This is a genomic window from Streptomyces sp. NRRL F-525 (assembly GCF_000716605.1).
GTDB lineage: Bacteria > Actinomycetota > Actinomycetes > Streptomycetales > Streptomycetaceae > Streptomyces.
In genome coordinates this window covers 109,436-125,629 of sequence record NZ_JNXE01000004.1, presented here as the reverse complement: position 1 = coordinate 125,629, position 16,194 = coordinate 109,436, and the positions used below count along the sequence as shown (strand labels likewise).

General features: G+C 68.4%; 19 protein-coding genes. 7 read left to right on the top strand and 12 right to left on the bottom strand.

Going from position 1 to position 16,194, the window contains the following annotated elements:
* Positions 1-65: 65 nt before the first annotated feature.
* From OO69_RS07720 to OO69_RS07705, 4 genes are all read left to right on the top strand, one after another.
* Positions 66-938 (top strand): helix-turn-helix domain-containing protein, encoded by an 873-nt coding sequence (locus OO69_RS07720; protein WP_033279708.1) that lies wholly within the window; start codon positions 66-68, stop codon positions 936-938.
* Positions 935-1,186: a DUF397 domain-containing protein gene (locus OO69_RS07715; protein WP_033279707.1), complete on the top strand. Its 252-nt coding sequence runs from the start codon at positions 935-937 to the stop codon at positions 1,184-1,186. Before OO69_RS07720 ends, OO69_RS07715 begins: the two co-directional genes overlap by 4 nt.
* Positions 1,187-1,270: 84 nt before the next feature.
* Positions 1,271-2,098, top strand: coding sequence for an SAM-dependent methyltransferase (locus OO69_RS07710; protein WP_033279706.1), 828 nt, complete (start codon positions 1,271-1,273; stop codon positions 2,096-2,098).
* 371 nt (positions 2,099-2,469) lie between these two features.
* A complete protein-coding gene (locus OO69_RS07705) occupies positions 2,470-3,513 on the top strand; it encodes a glycoside hydrolase family 5 protein (RefSeq protein ID WP_033279705.1) in 1,044 nt (347 codons plus the stop codon).
* 89 nt (positions 3,514-3,602) lie between these two features.
* Here the strand turns inward: OO69_RS07705 and OO69_RS07700 are convergent, their stop codons facing one another.
* Positions 3,603-4,028, bottom strand: coding sequence for a nuclear transport factor 2 family protein (locus OO69_RS07700; RefSeq protein WP_033279704.1), 426 nt, complete (start codon positions 4,026-4,028; stop codon positions 3,603-3,605).
* Between the two features lie 172 nt (positions 4,029-4,200).
* Between OO69_RS07700 and OO69_RS07695 the strand changes: the two genes are divergently transcribed.
* The gene (locus tag OO69_RS07695; protein ID WP_033279703.1) at positions 4,201-5,013 is read left to right on the top strand and encodes an SDR family NAD(P)-dependent oxidoreductase; all 813 of its coding nucleotides are present in this window, start codon (positions 4,201-4,203) and stop codon (positions 5,011-5,013) included.
* A 59-nt stretch (positions 5,014-5,072) separates the two neighbouring features.
* On the opposite strand, the gene OO69_RS07690 is transcribed toward OO69_RS07695, so the two are convergent.
* The 9 genes from OO69_RS07690 to OO69_RS07650 form a co-directional block, all read right to left on the bottom strand.
* Positions 5,073-5,726, bottom strand: a complete 654-nt coding sequence (locus OO69_RS07690; RefSeq protein ID WP_033279702.1) for a TetR/AcrR family transcriptional regulator — start codon at positions 5,724-5,726, stop codon at positions 5,073-5,075.
* 31 nt (positions 5,727-5,757) lie between these two features.
* Entirely contained in the window at positions 5,758-6,162 is a 405-nt protein-coding gene (locus OO69_RS07685; protein ID WP_033279701.1) for a RidA family protein, read from the bottom strand.
* Between the two features lie 61 nt (positions 6,163-6,223).
* Positions 6,224-6,826, bottom strand: a complete 603-nt coding sequence (locus OO69_RS07680; RefSeq protein WP_033279700.1) for a helix-turn-helix domain-containing protein — start codon at positions 6,824-6,826, stop codon at positions 6,224-6,226.
* Between the two features lie 66 nt (positions 6,827-6,892).
* A complete protein-coding gene (locus OO69_RS07675; RefSeq protein ID WP_033279699.1) occupies positions 6,893-7,588 on the bottom strand; it encodes an alpha/beta hydrolase in 696 nt (231 codons plus the stop codon).
* A gap of 131 nt (positions 7,589-7,719) precedes the next feature.
* Positions 7,720-9,015 carry a dihydrolipoamide acetyltransferase family protein gene (locus OO69_RS07670; RefSeq protein ID WP_033279698.1) on the bottom strand — a complete coding sequence of 432 codons (1,296 nt, stop codon included), beginning with the start codon at positions 9,013-9,015 and terminating at the stop codon, positions 7,720-7,722.
* A gap of 13 nt (positions 9,016-9,028) precedes the next feature.
* Entirely contained in the window at positions 9,029-9,997 is a 969-nt protein-coding gene (locus OO69_RS07665; RefSeq protein WP_033279697.1) for an alpha-ketoacid dehydrogenase subunit beta, read from the bottom strand.
* The gene (locus OO69_RS07660) at positions 9,994-11,133 is read right to left on the bottom strand and encodes a thiamine pyrophosphate-dependent dehydrogenase E1 component subunit alpha (protein ID WP_051800831.1); all 1,140 of its coding nucleotides are present in this window, start codon (positions 11,131-11,133) and stop codon (positions 9,994-9,996) included. The genes OO69_RS07665 and OO69_RS07660 overlap by 4 nt, the downstream gene beginning before the upstream one ends.
* A 69-nt stretch (positions 11,134-11,202) precedes the next feature.
* Positions 11,203-11,964 carry an SDR family NAD(P)-dependent oxidoreductase gene (locus tag OO69_RS07655; RefSeq protein ID WP_033279696.1) on the bottom strand — a complete coding sequence of 254 codons (762 nt, stop codon included), beginning with the start codon at positions 11,962-11,964 and terminating at the stop codon, positions 11,203-11,205.
* 57 nt (positions 11,965-12,021) lie between these two features.
* On the bottom strand, positions 12,022-13,167 hold the full coding sequence (locus tag OO69_RS07650) for an acyl-CoA dehydrogenase family protein (RefSeq protein ID WP_033279695.1): 1,146 nt from the start codon (positions 13,165-13,167) through the stop codon (positions 12,022-12,024).
* A gap of 177 nt (positions 13,168-13,344) precedes the next feature.
* On the opposite strand from OO69_RS07650, the gene OO69_RS07645 reads away from it, so the two are divergent.
* Positions 13,345-13,794 (top strand): Lrp/AsnC family transcriptional regulator, encoded by a 450-nt coding sequence (locus OO69_RS07645; protein ID WP_033279694.1) that lies wholly within the window; start codon positions 13,345-13,347, stop codon positions 13,792-13,794.
* Between the two features lie 114 nt (positions 13,795-13,908).
* Positions 13,909-14,715, top strand: coding sequence for a class II aldolase/adducin family protein (locus OO69_RS07640; RefSeq protein ID WP_051800830.1), 807 nt, complete (start codon positions 13,909-13,911; stop codon positions 14,713-14,715).
* Between the two features lie 17 nt (positions 14,716-14,732).
* On the opposite strand, the gene OO69_RS07635 is transcribed toward OO69_RS07640, so the two are convergent.
* Positions 14,733-15,662, bottom strand: coding sequence for an oxygenase MpaB family protein (locus OO69_RS07635; RefSeq protein ID WP_033279693.1), 930 nt, complete (start codon positions 15,660-15,662; stop codon positions 14,733-14,735).
* 30 nt (positions 15,663-15,692) lie between these two features.
* Entirely contained in the window at positions 15,693-16,130 is a 438-nt protein-coding gene (locus OO69_RS07630) for a hypothetical protein (RefSeq protein ID WP_033279692.1), read from the bottom strand.
* Between the last annotated feature and the right edge of the window lie 64 nt (positions 16,131-16,194).

Genomic DNA, 16,194 nt, shown 5'->3' with positions numbered 1-16,194 from the left:
TGTCTGGCGACATCACCAAGTCGCTGTCAGACTAATGCCGGTGACAGTCCCTCAGGAGGTTGGGCGTGAGCGAAGGTCGGTCGAGCACCGGCGCGGGTGCACCCACGGTTCTGCGCATGATCCTCGGCCGGCGGCTGCAGGAGCGGCGACAGGACGCGGGCGTGTCCCTGGAGAACGCCGCCAAGGCCCTGCGGGTGACCTCCCTGACGATCCGCCGTCTGGAGAAGGCCGAGGTCGGCCTCAAACCGCTCTATGTCGAGAAGCTGCTGGAGACCTACGGCGCCGACCGCCAGGAGATCGAGGAGTTCGTCGCTCTCGCGGACCGCGCCAACGAGCCCGGCTGGTGGCACGCCTACCGCGATGTGCTGCCGGGCTGGTTCACCGCCTACGTGAGCCTGGAGACCGGCGCCAAGACCCTCCGTACCTATGAGCCGCACTACGTCACGGGACTCCTCCAGACGTACGACTACGCGCGAGGCGTGCTGAGCGGCGGCTTCCCGAACGACAACGACGAAGACCTTGAACGGCGGGTGCAGTTACGCCTGCGCCGCCAGAGTCTGCTGGAGAGGCCGGACTCGCCCACGCTGTGGGCGGTGCTGGAAGAAGCCGTGCTCCACCGGGTGGTGGGCGGTCCCGCGGTCATGCGGGACCAGATAGACCGGCTCCTCGAGGTCTCGGAACTGGACCACGTCAGTGTCGACATCGTCCCGTTCTCGGCGGGTGCCCACGTCGGGGCGTGCGCACCCTTCACCTATTTCCGGTTCCAGGAACCGGAGCTGCCCGACATCGTCTACAGCGAGATCCTCTCCGCCTCCATGTATCTGGACCAACGGTCCGATGTCGTGGCCCATCTGGAGGCGCACAACAGGATGTCGCTGCTGACCTCGTCCGCGGACAGCAAGGCGCTCTTGAACCGCATGCGCAAGGAGTACTCATGACCACCACGGACGACAAGGTCTACAACGGGATGCCCGCGTCGAACCTCGGCGAGCAGGGCTGGGAATGCCCCTGGAGCGGTCCCAACGGAGGTCAGTGCGTGGAGACCAAGCAACTGGCCGACGGGCGCGTCGCGTTGCGCCAGTCGACCGATCCCGCCGGACCCGCTCTGATCTACACGCCCCAGGAGATGGCCGCGTTCGTCGACGGGGTCAAGCGGGGCCTGGCCGACCATCTGATGGCAGGCTGAACCAGACCACGGGCGTGGGGAATTGGAGCCGGCCCGGCTGCGACCTGCCCGAGACGCCGACGTACACCACTTGAGAGGGAGAGCATGACCAACGCCCACGCCGCGCGGGACATCGACACCAGCAGGCCGCACTCCGCCCGCATGTACGACTACTACCTGGGCGGCAAGGACCACTTCGAGGTCGACAGGCAGGCGGCCGAATCCGTCTCGAAGATCTTCACCGGCGTCTTCGTCGCCGGCCGGGAGAACCGCGGGTTCATGCACCGGGCCACCCGTGTGCTCGCCCGGGAGCACGGCATCCGCCAGTGGCTCGACATCGGCACGGGCATCCCCACCGAGCCGAACCTGCACCAGGTCGCCCAGTCCGTGGTGCCCGAGGCCCGGGTGGTCTACGCCGACAACGACCCGCTGGTCCTGAAGTACGCCGAGCGCCTGATGCGCAGCACCCAGCAGGGGCGCACCGCGTACGTCCAGGCGGACGTGAACGACCCCGACACGCTCCTCAACTCGCCCGAAGTCGCCGAGATACTCGACTTCGGCCAGCCGGTCGCGCTGTCGCTGAACGCGCTGCTGCACTTCGTCACCGACGAGCAGGACCCGTACGGGATCGTGGACCGGCTGCTGTCGGTCCTGCCCTCGGGCAGCGCGCTGGCCATCAGCCACGTCACCGCGGACTTCGACCCCGAGCCCTGGGCGAAGGTCACCGCGATCTACGAGGAGGGCGGGACACCGGTGCAGGTCCGCACGCGTGACGAGGTCGCGCGTTTCTTCACCGGGCTCGACCTGCTCGACCCGGGCATCGCCGTGGCGTACCGCTGGCGCCCCGACCCGCTGACCGAGGAGTGGTCCGAGGACCAGGCGCCCACGGACGCCAAGGTCAGCCTGTGGACCGGGGTGGCCATCAAGCCGTAGCCCCGCCGCGGGACGCGGGCGACGTTACGTGCGGGAAACCTTGACGACGGCGGTGCCGGATGCCACGATTCCGGCGCCGCCATGTTTGCGTAAACATCTCAACGGGCCGGCTCGGCCGGCAGATCCGGCCGACGATTCCGACGCAGCATGTTTACGCAAACACCGCGTCGCGGCCGGTGGAGGAAGGGGGACAGGAGGCTCCCGGCGAGCAGGGCCCACCGTGCCCGTACTCCCCCAACACCACTGAACTCACCGGGACTTGGGACGACGAGCCGACGTCATCCGTTCCGCCCGGTATCTGTTCCGACGGCCGCTCAGCCGCGCGCAGGCCTCGCCATGCGCGGAGTCGCCATTCCTGAAAGGGCAAGTCGATGCGCACCATCCCCGCCAGAACCCGTCTGCGGGCCACCTTCGTGGCCGTCGCGATCGCCGCGGTCACCGGCACCACGCTGGCCGGCAGCCCCGCCTCCGCCGCGCCGAGCACGAACACCTCGCAGTTCAAGGGCGTCAACTGGGCCGACCCGCGCGACAATTACGCCGACGACCCGGTCGTCCTGTCCGGCCTGTCGCTCTCCGACAGCTACGCCCAGACGTACGCCAAGGCGACCCGGGTGATCGCGGCCTTCCGCGCCAACCTCGGCGCCAACACGGTGCGGCTGCCCATCAACCCGTACACGGTGAACGGCAGTTACTGGAAGTCGTACCGCGGAGTGATCGACGCGGCGACGGCGCAGGGGTTCAAGGTCATCGTCTCGTACTGGGAGGGGACGGGCGCCAACAAGGACGGCTTCATCGACGACCCGGCGACGTACTGGCCCATGTGGGACACCGTGGTCAAGGCCTACAAGCACAACGAGCGGGTCTACTTCGAGCCGATGAACGAGCCGCACGGCTACACCGACGCCGAGTGGGCCGACCTCGCCGCCAAGTGGCTGGACACCTACCGCACGGTGCCGCGCAACCGCGTCTTCGTCAGCGGCGCCGGCTACAACGACCACGTCACCACGGTCTGCGCCGACCCGCGCCTCAAGGGCACGTATCTCTCGCTGCACCACTACGGGTTCTGGAAGGACTACGCAACCTACGACCAGTGGGTGAGCGACCTCAAGGAGCGCCTCGGCGACTGCGCGAACCGCACCGTGGCCGACGAGTTCGGCGCCCCGATGACCACGGGCCTGAACTACGACGTGCCGACGCCCGCCGACAATTCGGTCAACTTCATCCAGGCCGACACCGACACGTTCCGCAAGCTCGGCATGGGCTCGGTGTACTGGCCCGGCCTGCGCACCGACGACACGTACTCGATCCAGAAGCTCATCGGCGACGCGGCCCGCCCCTGGCTGGTCACCACGAACCAGTCCGGCGCCGACCGGCTGGCGTGGGCGTGGGGCCGCGGCAAGCCCGTGAAGTCCTGAACCACCGCTCCGATCCGATGCCCTGATCCGTGCCTCCCCCCGCAACGGGGCACGGATCAGGGCGCGTTGGGCATGGGCCTCGGCGACGGTCAGGCATCTCCCGCCCTGGCGCCGGAGACCTGACGCATTTCCGAGATCCTGCCGTCGGCGATGGAGAAGACCGCGATCACACGGAATTCCTGCCGCCCGGTGTCTCCATCGCCCGCCGCACCTTCACGATGCCGCCCGCGGATCAGGATGTCGTACTCGATGACGACTTCGTCCCCCGACTCCAGGTACGTGTAGTACGGCTCCCGGATCTCCACCTCTTCGTATTGCTGGGGATAGATCCCGAAGTGCTTCCGGAGCTCGTCGATACCGGCCGCCCTGACGTGACCGCAGGTGATGATGCGCGCGTCAGCCGCCCAGAACCGGTGAATGTCGTCGAGGGTGCCGGCATTCCCGGCGTCACTCAGACCGGATATCCACGTGAACATGCCGTGGAAGAAATCCCGATGGCGCACAGTCGCGTTCATTGCCCGGAATGATCCTTTCGCACCCAAAATAACCTTGGTCGACGACCAAGACCGTACCGCGCCACTTGGTCACCACACAAGGGACCCGCCCGGAGTTGACATCTTGGTCACTGACCAAGTTCACTTGTCGTGTTGGTCAGCGAACAAGAGCATGCACTCCAGGAGGACGATCATGGCGAAGACGTGGTTCATCACCGGAGCCTCGAAGGGATTCGGCCGGGAATGGGCGGAAGCCGCGCTCGAACGGGGCGACCGGGTCGCCGCGACCAGCCGTTCCGCGGCCGCCTTCGACGACCTGGTCGAGAAGTACGGCGACGCGGTGCTGCCGCTGCGCGTCGATGTCGCCGACCGCGCGGCCGCGTTCGAGGCCGTGCAGCGGGCGGTCGACACGTTCGGCGAGCTCGACGTCGTCGTCAACAACGCGGGCTACGGCCTCTTCGGCATGGTCGAGGAGGTGACCGAGCAGCAGGCCCGGGACCAGATCGAGATCAACGTGTTCGGCGCGCTCTGGGTCACCCAGGCGGTGCTCCCCCATCTCCGCGCCCGCGGCTCCGGCCACATCATCCAGGTGTCGTCCGTCGCCGGCGTCACCTCACTGCCCGGACTCGGCCTCTACCACGCCTCCAAGTTCGCCCTGGAAGGCTTCACCGCGAGCCTCGCCGCCGAGGTGAAGGACTTCGGCATCAAGGTCACCCTGGTCGAGCCGGCCGGCTACGCCACCGAATGGGCGGGACCCTCCGCGGTGCAGACCGAGCACCTTCCGGCCTACGACGATTTCCGCGCGGCCATGAGCGGAATTTCCTCCCGGCGAGGCGACCCGAGCGCGACTCGGGCGGCGATCCTCACCGTGGTCGACGCGGAACAGCCGCCCCTGCGGATCTTCTTCGGTCAAGGTCCACTGGAGAGGATCACCAAGGAGTACCAGGCACGGCTCGACGAGTGGCGGAACTGGGACGAGGTCTCCAAAAACGCGTTCGGCTCCTGAGGCGCGACGGCACATCGTCGATCAGAGGGCGGCGAGCGCTACGGCACCCCGACGCACCGTCAACTCGCGTTGCGCGGACGCGGTTTGGTCGTCGGGGCCGACTGGAGGATCTGCTCGATTCCGAAGTCGAAGCGCTCGCTGTAGTCGAAGGAGACGTAGTCCTCCAGCACCGAGTGGAGGCCCGGGAAATGCCGCTCGTCCACCGTTTCCCGGAGGCGGTCGTGGAAAGCGGCCGGTGTCGCCTGCTCCTCCTGGACGAGTCCGAGCGTGAAATAGAAAAGGCTCCACGACGTCCACGCGGCCGACTTGCGTGTGGGGCAGCCCTCGAAGAGGAGCGTCACCACCCGCTCGGAAAAGGCCAACGTGTTCGGTTCGACGGGAAAGGTACCGGCGACCAGCAGGGCGCCGTCCCGGTGTCCGAGCATCGCCTGCCGCAACCGCCCGAGCAGTTCGGCCACTTGCTCACGCCAGTCTCCGCGCAGGTTCTCCAGGTCGACCTCGCCCAGGATGGATTCCGCCATCAGACCGAGCAGCCGGTCCTTGGTCCGGATGTGCCACATCACCGTGTTCATCCGGACGTTGAGCTCGGCCGCCACCGCGCGGGCGGAGAGTTTGGCGAAGCCGTCCCGTTGCAGGACGACGAATGCGGCCTCGACAACACGGTCGAGTGTGATGCCGACCTTGGTCGGGGCGGCGCCTGGCGTCTTGGTCACCGATCGATGCTACCCGGGCCGGCGCGACCGCTCACAAGGTCGCGACCACCTCGATCTCGACCAGATAGCCCTCGGCGAAGAGAGTCTCCACGCCCACGCAGGTACTCGCGGGCGGCGTCTGTCCCGCTCCCCGGGAACCGGCGATGAGCCCGATCAACTGCTCCGCGTTGTCGGTGTCGTACCCGACGAGATGGATCGTCTCCTTGATGATTTTGCCGCGGCTCGAACCGCCGGCCGCCAGGACCGCGTCGATGTTCTCGTAGGCCTTGGTGAATTGTGCCGCCAGATCGCCTCGACCGACGAGTTCCCCCTTGGCGTCCCACGCGACCTGCCCGGACGTGTAGATCAGTCCGAGCTCGGGAATGGCGAGGCCGTGGGAGATCACGCCGGTGAGGGGCGGGAGTTCGGCAGGATTCAGCGCAATGGGTGACGACATCGTGAGCCTTCCCTATTTCTCCTGGAATGACCGACGTGCACCCTGCGCGTTCACGCACTCCTCAGCGCGAGTCCGCCGAGTTGCGACGTGACGACGCCGGAATGGGGTGCCGCATCGGAACAGTCGCCGCTGTTGATGCGATCAGGACGGTCGCGACGGCATCGTCCTTGTTGGTGAGACGATGCTCCTTCGACGAATCGAAGTGCACCGAATCCCCGGTGTCGAGTTGAAGCGATACGCCCGAAATATCGAGAGTGATCGCCCCTGCCAACACGTGCAGCCATTCTTCGCCGACGTGCCGGGCGGTCTTGGTGTTCTTGCCGGGTGTCAATTCGACCCGGATGACGGACATGGTTTCCCGCGGCCCGCTCAGGACGGTGTAACGGCCGTCCTGCCCGTCGCGCGTCATCGCCGCGTCGGCACGCACCAGATGGAAGTCGTCCTGATCGGGTTCCTGGACCAACTCACTGATGGATACGCCGTAAACGCGCGCGATCTGCAGCAGGGCACCGATGGACGGCTTGCGCACGCCCTTCTCCAGGCGCGAGAGATGCGCCGAGGAAATGCCGGTCTGTTCGGCCAGTGTCGTCAGGGTGATGCCCCGCTCGCCCCGCATGTCCTTGAGGCGTTGGGCAACCCAGAGATCAGTGTCCTCGATCGGCATTCCCGCACACTAACATGCCCCTGAGGCAATAGACCGGGCCTGCCAGGTACATCCGACGGCCTCCGCCTACACGAGGTTGAGCAGTTCCCGCTCGAGAATGTGCGGGCTCGTGAGCAGGCCGACATGGGTGATGTCGCGCAATGCCAGGACCCGGAATCCCCGTTTCTCCGCCGAGGCGGCGATATCGGTGAAGAGGGCCTGATCGGCACAGTAGATGTAGGTGACCGCCTTGCCCGCCAGAGCGTCTTCACTGCCGGGACCGAGCGGTTCCTCGTGGGTGAGGCGCGGCATCGGGGTCATCCTGCTCGACAGCCATGCCGCCGCCTCGTCGTCCGCCCCGAGCAACCCGGGGTCGAGCGCCGCCACCTCCCACTCAGTCGGACCCGGCGACTCGGAGAACGCCTTCTCCAGCCACGGCAGCATCGTGAACGCCGACTCGCCGGTCACGGGGGCGAACGCGTCCGCGTACACCACCTGCCCGACCCGGTCCGGGGCGAGCGCGGCCGCGCCCGTGATCACCATCCCGCCGTAGCTGTGCCCGACGAGGATCGCGTCCACCACCCCTTCGGATTCCAGGAGTTCGGCGATTTCCCGGGCGTGGACACCCAGGCCGACGTCCGGCGCGGAGAGCCCGCTCCGCTCGGAGAGGCCGGTTAGCGTGGGCGTGAGAACCGTGTGCCCGGCGCTCTCCAACAGGGGGCGCAACCGGTCCCAACACCAGCCGCCACCCCACGAACCGTGCACGAGTACGAACGTAGCCATAGCCCGCTCCTCCTGAGATCCCAGAGCCCCTCGGTCTCCCCACAGAGTCACGGTCCAGCCCCACCCACGTCAACCTCATGGGCAAATTAAGTTGCCTATCAGGCCAGATAGATGAAGCAGCGCGGCAACCGTCACAGCAGCGCGAGCCCCGGTTCGTGCAGGATCTGCGCGGTATTCGCCAGCAGCTCGGAGCCCTGCCGGCCGTCCATGAGCCGATGGTCGAAGGAGAGCGCGAGCTGAGTGACCCAGCGCGGTTCGATGCGTTCGTTTCCGTCGCCGTCCTGGACGATCCAGGGCATACGGCGGACCGCTCCGACGGCGAGGATGGCGGCCTCCCCCGGGTTGAGGATCGGCGTTCCGGTGTCCACGCCGAACACCCCCACGTTGGTCAGCGTGACGGTGCCGCCGGTCATGTCCTGAGGGGAAGTGCGGCCGGCGCGGGCGGTCGCGGTGAGGTCCGCCAGCGCCTGGGCCAGGTCCAGCAACGGCATCCGGTCCGCGCCCTTGACGTTCGGCACGACCAGACCACGGTCCGTAGCCGCCGCCACACCGAGATTGACGTAGTGCTTCAGGACGATCTCCTGCGCCGCCTCGTCCCAACTGCTGTTCGCCTCAGGGGTCTTGGCCAGCGCGATCAGGAAAGCCCGGGCGAAGAACAGCAGCGGAGTGACCCGCACATCACGGAACTCCCTGCGCCCGGCGACGAGTTCACGAAGCCGCATGGTGGCGGTGACGTCGACGGTGATGAACTCGGTGACATGCGGTGCGGTGAACGCGGAGGCGACCATGGCGGCGGCCGTGTGCTTGCGAACTCCCTTGATCGGTATACGTGTTTCGGAACCCCGAGTGGTCTCGGGAGCCGGAGCCGACAGCGTCTCCGGGACTGCGCGCCGGACGTCTTCGCGGGTGATGGTGTTCCCGGGGCCGGTGGGGGCGACGGTCGTCAGGTCGACCCCGAGATCCTTGGCGAGCTTACGGACCGGCGGTTTGGCCGCCGGCCGAGCTGCGGCAGGGGCCGGGGCACTGACCTCAACGCTCTCCGCACGCAGACGCTGCACATGGTGCGCGGGACGCCTCCTGCGACGACCGGCACCGGCGCCCTGCGGACCGTAACCGACCAGCAGTGCGGCCTGTTCCGCCTCTGGCTGCTGCGGCACAGCCCCGCCGTCCGGTTCTCCCGGTGCGCCGGTGTCGATCGTGATGAGCGGCCTGCCGACCGGAAGCAGGTCCCCCACCTCCGCGTGGAGGGCGCTGACCACGCCCGCGTAGGGCGAGGGAAGTTCGACGGCGGCCTTGGCCGTCTCCACCTCGACGATGATCTGGTTGACCTCGACGACGTCGCCGGGCTGTACCGACCAGGCGAGGATCTCCGCCTCCGTCAGCCCCTCGCCGACGTCGGGGAGCAAGAACTGCTGCGGGCTCGTCACGACGGCGCCCCTCCTAGTAACTCAGGCTGCGGTCAAGGGCGTTGAGGATCCGGTCGACACCGGGCAGCCAGTCCGACTCCAACCGGCTGGGCGGGTACGGGGTGTCGTATCCCGTGACCCGTACGACGGGTGCTTCGAGGAAGTGGAACTCCTCGTCCTGCAGCCGCGCGGCGACCTCCGCCCCGAACCCGTGCGAGAAGGCGGCCTCATGGGCGACGACGGCTCGCCCCGTGCGGCGCACGGACGCGCGGACGGTCGTGACGTCCCACGGAGACAGGCTGCGCAGATCTACGACCTCCACGCTGCGGCCCTCCTCAGCCGCGATGTCGGCCGCCTCCAGGGCGACCGGCACGGTCGGGCCGTAGGCGATCAGCGTCACGTCCGTCCCCTCGCGGCGGATGACGGCCTGCTCCAGCGGGAGGGCCGACGCCGGGATGACCTCTCCCTTGGTCCAGTAGTGCCGCTTGGGTTCGAGGAACACCACGGGGTCGTCCTCGGCGACGGCCTGCTGAATCATGTGGAAGGCGTCGTTCGGGGTGGCGCAGGTGACCACCTTCAGCCCGGCCGTGTGGGCGAAGTACGTCTCCGGTGACTCCGAGTGGTGCTCGATCGAGCCGATGCCGCCGCCGTAGGGGATGCGGATCACGACGGGCAGGGAGATGCGGCCCGCCGAGCGGTGCCGGAGCTTGGCGAGTTGGGTGATGATCTGGTTCGCGGCCGGGTAGACGAAGCCGTCGAACTGGATCTCGCAGACGGGCCGGTAGCCGCGCATCGCGAGGCCGATCGCCGCTCCGACGATGCCTGCCTCGCCCAGCGGGGTGTCGACCACTCTCAGGTCGCCGAACTCCTTCCGCAGTCCGTCCGTCACGCGGAACACACCGCCGAGCCGGCCGATGTCCTCGCCCATGAGCAGGACTTGGGGATCGTCGGCCACGGCTTGGCGCAGGCCGTCGTTGAGGGCTTTCACCATGGAGATGGTCATGTCCGCTCTCCGTCCTGCGCGCCGGTGGAGACGAACTCCATGTGCTCGCGCAGCTGTTGGCGCAGATCGGCGGGCATCCGCGCGTAGGTGTGCTCGAAGGGCGAGGACGCGTCGGGATCGGCCAACTCGCGGCATCCGGCGCGCAGTTGCTCAGCCAGGTCCCGCTCGCGCTGTTCGAGGTCGGTGAAGTACTCGTCGGTTACGGCACCCGCCGACTGGAGATGAGCACGCAGCCGTTCCAGCGGGTCCCGGGCCGTCCAGTCCTCGGTCTCCTCGGCGGCCCGGTAACGCGTCGCGTCGTCGGCCGTCGTATGGGCGTTGACTCGGTAGGTGACGGCCTCGATCAGCGTCGGGCCGCCGCCGGTTCGCGCCCGGTCCAGGGCCTGGCGCGTCGCGGCGAGGCAGGCCAGGACGTCGTTGCCGTCGACGCGGATGCCCGGGAAGCCGTACCCGGCGGCTCGTCGGGCCGCGGGGATCCGGCTCTGCACGCTGTAGGGGGCGGAGATGGCCCACTGGTTGTTCTGGCAGAAGAAGACCACCGGCAGGTTCTGGGCGGCGGCCCAGATGAACGCCTCGTTCGTCTCGCCCTCGCTCAGCGCGCCGTCGCCGAGGAAGGCCAGCACGGCCGTGTCGCGCTCGGGATCGCCCGAGCCGGTACTGCCGTCCCGGTACAGGCCCATCGCGTAGCCCACCGCGTGCAGGGTCTGCGCGCCGATGACCAGCGTGTACAGGTTGAAGTGATGTGCGTAGGGGTCCCAACCGCCCAGCGTGGTACCCCGGAAGAGCCCGAGCAGCGACACCGGGTCGAGGCCGCGGCACCAGGCCACGCCGTGTTCACGGTAGGTGGGGAAGACCATGTCCCGGTCGTTCAGCGCGTACGCCGCTCCGACCTGTGCCGCCTCCTGGCCACGAAGTGACGGCCACAGGCCCAACTCCCCTTGTCGTTGAAGGGCGATGGCCTCCGTGTCCAGTCGGCGGACGAGTGCCATGTCGCGGTAGAGGGCGGGGAGGTCGACGGTCGCCAGGTCGAGCGGCAGCCGGGGGTCAGTACCCAAGCTCCCTGCGGGATCGAGGAGTTGGATGGGTGGATCGGCCAATGACGTTTCCGTCAGCGGGTCTTGTGCGGCGTGTGCCATGCGAATTCTCTTTCCGGGCGACGCTTTCGGCGTGGAGAGCGGGTCAACGGGCCTTGTCGGTGCGGGGGTTCAGCGCGGGGCCATGCGCAGGGCGCCGTCGAGGCGGATGACCTCGCCGTTGAGCATCGGGTTGTCGAGGATGTGGGTGACCAGGGCGGCGTACTCATCAGGTGAGCCGAGACGGGACGGATGCGGTACGGATGCGCCCAGTTGGGTCCGCGCCTTCTCCGGCAGGCCCGACAGCAGCGGGGTGTCGAACAGCCCCGGCGCGACCGTGACGACGCGGATGGCGGAGTCGGCGAGGTCCCGGGCCGCGGACAGGGTCAGTGAGACGACCCCGCCCTTGCTCGCCGCGTACGCGGCCTGGCCGATCTGGCCGTCGTAAGCGGCGATGGACGCGGTGCAGACGATGACGCCCCGATCCCCGTTGTCCGGGGCATTGTCGGCCATGACGGCGGCAGCGGCGGAGAGCACGTGGAAGGTGCCGAGCAGATTGATCTCGATCACACGCCGGAAGTCCTCGGCGGGCAGCACTCCCCGTTTGCCCAGGATGCGGCCGGGCGTCGCGACTCCGGCGCAGTTGACCGCCGCGCGCACCGCCCCATGGCTCACCGCGTAGTCGAAGGCCTGCCGGACCTGGCCCGGATCGGTCACGTCCGCCGCGATGAAATGCGCGCGCTCCCCCAACGCGGCGGCCGCGGCCTCCCCTTGGCTGTCCGGGAGGTCCAACAGCACGACGGTACGGCCCTGTCGGTGCAGCCGGTGTGCGGTCGCCCGCCCCAGCCCCGAGCCGCCTCCCGCTATGACGGCAACAGCATCGCGAGATGTCACGGTGCCCGCCTTCCTCAAGTCGTCGGAACGTTCAAGTCGTAGAAGCCGTAAGCCGGTTCAGGAATCGGCGAGATGGCGGCTGATGACCATGCGCTGGATCTGGTTGGTGCCCTCGAAGATCTGCGTGATCTTCGCCTCGCGCATATAGCGCTCCACGGGGTGCTCACGGACGTATCCGGCACCGCCGAGGACCTGCACGGCGTCGGTCGTCACGGCCATGGCGGTGTCCGTCGCGACGAGTTTGGCGATGCTGGCCTGGCGGCTGAACTCCTGGCCGGAGTCCTTGCGTCGGGCGGCGACCAGGTAGGTGGCGCGGGCCGCTTCGGTGCGCGCGGCCATGTCGGCGAGCAGGAAACCGACGCCCTGGTGCTCGATGATGCGGCGGCCGAAGGTCCGGCGCTCGCGGGCGTAGTCGACCGCGTGGTTGAGCGCCGCCTGCGCGATCCCGACCGCGACCGCGGCGATGCCGAGCCGGCCGGCGTCGAGTGCGGACAGCGCGATCCTCAGGCCCTGGCCCGGCTCGCCGATCAGCCGGTCGCCGGGGATGCGCACATCGTCGAAGTGCATCAGCGCGGTGGTCGAACTGCGCAGCCCCATCTTCCGCTCCGGCGCACCCGCGCTCAGACCGGGCGACCGCGCGTCCACGTGGAAGCAGGAGATGCCGTTGCGCGGGTCCGGGGACGTGCGCAGAAACGCGGTGTAGAAGTCGGCTTCGCCGCCATGGGTGACCCAGGCCTTGGTTCCCCGGGCCGCCCACGCCTCGCCGTCACGTGTCGCGCCGGCCCGGATGGCGCTGGGGTCGGAACCCGCGTGCTCCTCCGACAGGCAGTAGGCGCCGAGCACCGCACCGCTCAACTGCCGCGGCAGCAGCGCCTCCCGCTGTGCCGCGGAACCGAAGTGAGAGACGGGGTGGCACGACAGCGTGTGGACGCTGACACCGACGGCGACGGCGGCCCAGCGGGCGGCCAGCTCTTCGAGTACTTGCAGGTAGACGGCGTAGGGCTGGCCCCCTCCCCCGACGTCCTCGCCGAACGGAAGGGTCAGCAGCCCCGCCTCGCCGAGGACGCCGAACACCTCACGCGGGAAGCGGCCCTCCTCCTCGAACTCCGCTGCGCGCGGGGCGAGTTCCTTGTCCGCGATGTCGACCGTCAGCTCCAGTAGCTCCCGGGCCTCGCCGGAGAGCAGTTCGCGCTCAACCTTCACCGCTGGGTCCCTTCCTCACGCCCTCGAACGGCGGTCGCCGACCAGTTGCAGGCGTTGCCAGTGGACCGGCGGGACACAGGCGGCGGCAATTAAGTTGCGGGTATCTTGCATGTGATGCAAAAAAGCCCAGCCTGAGCAGGCTTGCCCGCACAAAACATGCACCAGCAGGAGGACCACATGACCGACACGGCACTCATCGACAGCGTCGACCGCGCGATTCTCGAGCTGCTGGTCGAGGACGGCCGCCGGACGATGACGGAGATCGCGGAGCGGGTCAGCCTCTCCCCGTCGGCGGTCAAACGCCGGGTCGACCGGCTGGAGCGGGTCGGAGTCATCGCCGGCTACACGGTCACCCTCGACCACGGCAAGCTGGGCTCCAGCTTCGAGGCGTTCGTCGAGCTGCGGTTCGCCGGCGACGTCAAGGTCGAGGCGATCACGATGGCCGCCACCAGCGTCCCGGAGGCCCTGGAGGTCTTCACCGTCGCGGGCGACCCCGACGCCCTGGTCCGCGTCCGGGTGACCAATGTGCAGCACCTGAGAGACGTCATCGACCGGCTCCGGCGCACGGGTGCCGTGATCGGCACGAAGACGCTGATGGTGCTGGGCGCCTGGCGCAGGGGTGACTGACAGGCTGGATCACCGGTACCCAGGAGGCAATATTTCTTGCCTCTGAGGTTGACACGGAATGGAAGATGGTTGCAGCCTGAAAGAAATTCGCCGCGCATCGGAAAGGACGTACCGATGTCCATCACCACCGGCAGCAACGACATCGACTTCGAGAACACCGAGGAACTGGACATTCCCCGCCTGGCCGAGAGCCGCGAGACCATCGAGGCCGAACGCGCCCACCGCAAGCGGCAGTTGGCGGCGGCGTTCCGGATCTTCGCCCGCTACGGCTTCGACGAGGGCATCGCCGGTCACATCACCGCGCGGGACCCGGAGTTCCCCGACCGGTTCTGGGTCAACCCGTACGCGGTGCACTTCTCCAAGATCCGCGTCAGCGACCTGCTCCTCATCGACGAGGAGGGCCGGGTCATCGAGGGCGAACGCCGGACCAACAAGGCGGCCTTCTGGATCCACTCCTCCATCCACCAGGCCCGCCCGGACGTCGTGGCGGTCGCGCACGCCCACACCATCCACGGCAGGGCCTTCGCCTCACTGGACAAGCTCCTGGACCCGATCGTGCAGGAGTCCTGCGCCTTCTACGACGACCACGTGCTGTTCGACGAGTACAAGGGCCTGGTGCTGGAGCGGACCGAGGGCGAGCGGATCGCCGTCCGCCTCGGTGACCGGCGGGCCGCCATCCTCCGCCACCACGGCCTGCTGACGGTCGGGCGGTCCGTCGAAGAGGCCGCGTGGTGGTTCATCACCATGGACCGCGCCTGCCAGATGCAGCTCCTCGCCGACGCCGCGGGCAAGCCCCGCGTGATGACGGAGGAGGAAGTCACCCTGGCCCACCGGCAGTTCAGCAACGCCAACATGGCCCGCCACAACTTCAACCTCCTGGCCGACCTCGTGGTGGAGGAAGAACCCGACGTCCTGGGCTGATTCCGGAACGCCCACGGCTACACATCGGGCGCGTAGTGCTTGCCGTCACCCCGGCGCTCTACCGGCGGCAGATTCCGCCGCGGCGTCTCGACCGGTCCTACGACGAGACCGCGCACCCGGCGCCAACCGGCCCTGGCCCGTGGGTGGTAGCGCCGCTCGAACGGCACCAGGTGCCAGCCGAGCGCGACGGCACGGCCCACCAGCCACAGCCCGACCGCGCTCCGACGGGACCAGCGGTAGCCCAACCTGGCGCGCACCGCAGGCGGATACATCCCGACCGTGAGCCACACGAAGGGCCGGGTCAACGGCCCCCGGATCACCCGCCACACCGCGTCCGGCAGCCACTTCAGAAACGGCGGCTTGCCTATGCGGCGGATGTCCAGCACGGTACGCGCCGCCCAGTTGTCCTCCAGGGTGTCGGCGCACATCCGCTCGAAGTACGCGGTGAATCCTGCCCAGTTGGCCGGTGCGGGCCGGTCGCTGACCCCGTAGAGCCGGTACCACTGAAGGCACTCGGCGTAGAACTCCTCCTTCTGTTCCTCCGTCAGCGGCCGGCCGAAGTACCGGCACACCAGCACCGGGACCATGACGAAGGTCGCGTGCGCCCAGAAGAAGGTGTCCGGGTCGAGGGCGTGATAGCGCCGCCCCTGGCTGTCGACTCCCTTGATACCGACGTGATAGTCGCGGACCTCGCGGGCGGTACGGGCCGCGTCCGGGCCGTCGTAGATGACTCCGGCGATGGGGTAGAGCGAGCGGAGCAGCCGTTCCCAGCGCTCCTCGAAGAACTGTGAGTGTTCCTCGACTCCGGCGCCGAGGGCGGGATGCATGTTCTGCATCGAACCGGCCCAGAGGCCGATCAGCATGCCCCGCCAGTCGCTGAAGTACCGCCAGACCAGAGACGACGGCCCGAGCGGCTCGGGGGTCGACGGGTCGCCGGGTGTGGTCACGGGCCGCTCCTGAATGCCGAGTTGAGGTTCTTACAGGGGCCACCAGCAGTACAGCCGCCGGTTCTCCGCCGCTGCTCTCCGGGCCAGGCCGGACAACCGATGGAGCAGTTCCGACGTCTTGGTGGGCGTGAATCCCAGTTCTTCGACAGCCGCGAACGGCCCTGCTGCCAGGTCCAGTCGCTTATCGGACGCCGAGGCCAGGGCGTCCCGGAGGGTGTCGGAGACGCTGATGACGAAGGCTGCTTCGGCCTCGGGGTCCGAGAGCAGTTGCCCGGAGCGGGGGCGGGCACGCGCCTCGTCGTAGGTGCAGTCGGTGAGGATGCTTTCGAGCCGCGCCAGCACGACCACCGGGTCGACGCCCTTGAGCGGCAGCACGTCGAACACCGACGCGTCGGGCCCGCCCGGTCCGTCGAGGACACCGACGGCAGCCTCGTCACTCGAGGCCGAGAAGTACTCGCATATCACCATGCCGTAGAGCGTGCCCTATGCAGCCGTCCGACGGCGACTGTCGTACGGTGACCGCTCACGGTGG

Coding starts and splice junctions, on each gene's coding strand:
- OO69_RS07715 (WP_033279707.1), top strand. CDS start 935: ATGACCACCACGGACGACAAGGTCTACAACGGGATGCCCGCGTCGAAC.
- OO69_RS07710 (WP_033279706.1), top strand. CDS start 1,271: ATGACCAACGCCCACGCCGCGCGGGACATCGACACCAGCAGGCCGCAC.
- OO69_RS07705 (WP_033279705.1), top strand. CDS start 2,470: ATGCGCACCATCCCCGCCAGAACCCGTCTGCGGGCCACCTTCGTGGCC.
- OO69_RS07700 (WP_033279704.1), bottom strand. CDS start 4,028: ATGAACGCGACTGTGCGCCATCGGGATTTCTTCCACGGCATGTTCACG.
- OO69_RS07695 (WP_033279703.1), top strand. CDS start 4,201: ATGGCGAAGACGTGGTTCATCACCGGAGCCTCGAAGGGATTCGGCCGG.
- OO69_RS07685 (WP_033279701.1), bottom strand. CDS start 6,162: ATGTCGTCACCCATTGCGCTGAATCCTGCCGAACTCCCGCCCCTCACC.
- OO69_RS07680 (WP_033279700.1), bottom strand. CDS start 6,826: ATGCCGATCGAGGACACTGATCTCTGGGTTGCCCAACGCCTCAAGGAC.
- OO69_RS07675 (WP_033279699.1), bottom strand. CDS start 7,588: ATGGCTACGTTCGTACTCGTGCACGGTTCGTGGGGTGGCGGCTGGTGT.
- OO69_RS07665 (WP_033279697.1), bottom strand. CDS start 9,997: ATGACCATCTCCATGGTGAAAGCCCTCAACGACGGCCTGCGCCAAGCC.
- OO69_RS07660 (WP_051800831.1), bottom strand. CDS start 11,133: ATGGCACACGCCGCACAAGACCCGCTGACGGAAACGTCATTGGCCGAT.
- OO69_RS07645 (WP_033279694.1), top strand. CDS start 13,345: ATGACCGACACGGCACTCATCGACAGCGTCGACCGCGCGATTCTCGAG.
- OO69_RS07640 (WP_051800830.1), top strand. CDS start 13,909: ATGTCCATCACCACCGGCAGCAACGACATCGACTTCGAGAACACCGAG.
- OO69_RS07630 (WP_033279692.1), bottom strand. CDS start 16,130: ATGGTGATATGCGAGTACTTCTCGGCCTCGAGTGACGAGGCTGCCGTC.